The organism is Euzebya tangerina (genome assembly GCF_003074135.1).
In the GTDB taxonomy this organism is placed as follows: domain Bacteria; phylum Actinomycetota; class Nitriliruptoria; order Euzebyales; family Euzebyaceae; genus Euzebya; species Euzebya tangerina.
This window is the reverse complement of record NZ_PPDK01000009.1, coordinates 1-1,420: the sequence shown is the minus strand read 5'-3', so window position 1 is coordinate 1,420 and position 1,420 is coordinate 1. Positions and strand designations below refer to the sequence as shown.

Genomic DNA, 1,420 nt, shown 5'->3' with positions numbered 1-1,420 from the left:
CATCTTGTTCTTCTTCAAAAAAAAGTTAAGTAAAATACCTACCTAAATTTTTACTAGTTCGCAATCTACGAGCTTATAACCTCGTTTTTTCAATTCATTTAAAAAATCAGATTTTGAGCCTAATTTTGATCTATTGCTATCGTTACCCGCTAGAAATACCCAGTAATTACGCAAATCTTCATTGGTAACTTTCGTAATATCGGTGTAATGATCTTCGAGTATTTTTAAGCAATCTCTAGCCCATAAACCGTACTCGTGATTGCTCATCTTAGGGTTTTGCTTATCGAGTTTGACGAACTTCCCATACTTGTTTTTATGTGGAAATACTGGCCGTTTTGCAACTTCTTCAATTTTTTGAGCTGTTCGTTTTTTACTACCAATCACAAAATTTAAAGAGTGAATAGTACGCCCACGCTTGATTTGTTCAACCTCAACGACTAAATCAGATTTCTCGTTAATCTCAGTTATTGCAGGTTCCAAAACACGTTGATTTAATGAATTAAATCTAGGGTATTTATTTTCAACCTGAAGCCATTCTTTTAGTTTTTCTACTGTAATTTCACGACTACCAACAGAGCGATATTGTGTAATTAGCTCATAAATTCGAATTGAATGTACACTGTTGAAATAAGCGATATGTTTGAGTTGATATTGCGTGAATTGCCCTTTAAGTTGCGTTAGGTATGGCATAACTTCATCAGTCATTGCAATTCTAAAACGCCCCTCTTTCTTGAAATATGTTCTAGAGGAAACCCAACGAAATTCAGTTACACGGTCTTTATCTTCAGTTTTAACACTTCGGTCATAAATCCGTTTTATAGCCGCCTGAATTTGCTTATAGGCGTTATCTTGGCTTATTTCTGGAAACTCACGGACAAAATCAGCCACCGTAAAATCAAAAATCTTTTGATTAGATTTCGGATCCATAGTCCCAATAGTTAAAGCTAAAATTCTGATTTCATCAATACTCAATCGGTAATTGGCTTCAATAAGGCTATTAGCCTTTACAACAACTAAATCATTTGGCATAAGACAACAAATTTCCTGTTTAAAACAACAAGCAAAATATACCTGTTGTTTATATATAAAACAACAAGTATTTTCTTAAAAGTTGTCTATAACAGGAAATTTGTTGTCTTATAACAGGAAATTTGTTGTCTTATAACAGGAAATTTGTTGTCTTATAACAGGAAATTTGTTGTCGTATAAGTTTGTAACTTATTGATTTTACTGGTTTTAAAAACGCCGAAAACAAGTAAAAAACAAAAATATAAAAATATAGGGACTTTCGTCCCTTTTTTGGGCTTTCAGCCCTAATTTTTTCTTTTTTCAGGATTAAAAATTACAAAACCCTTACAGAGCAAGTAAACTTGTTTGCTTGTTCTGCAAGGGTTCAGCAACCGAAGCCGTTAGGCGTAGG

1 protein-coding gene is annotated in these 1,420 nt (G+C 33.4%); it reads right to left on the bottom strand.

Annotated features, from left to right (window positions below):
• Positions 1 to 42 precede the first annotated feature (42 nt).
• Positions 43 to 1,029 carry a replication initiation protein gene (locus C1746_RS21805; protein WP_032489526.1) on the bottom strand — a complete coding sequence of 329 codons (987 nt, stop codon included), beginning with the start codon at positions 1,027 to 1,029 and terminating at the stop codon, positions 43 to 45.
• Positions 1,030 to 1,420 lie beyond the last annotated feature (391 nt).

Bases quoted from the DNA above. Each gene is read 5' to 3' on its own strand.
- C1746_RS21805 (WP_032489526.1), bottom strand. From the start codon at position 1,029: ATGCCAAATGATTTAGTTGTTGTAAAGGCTAATAGCCTTATTGAAGCC.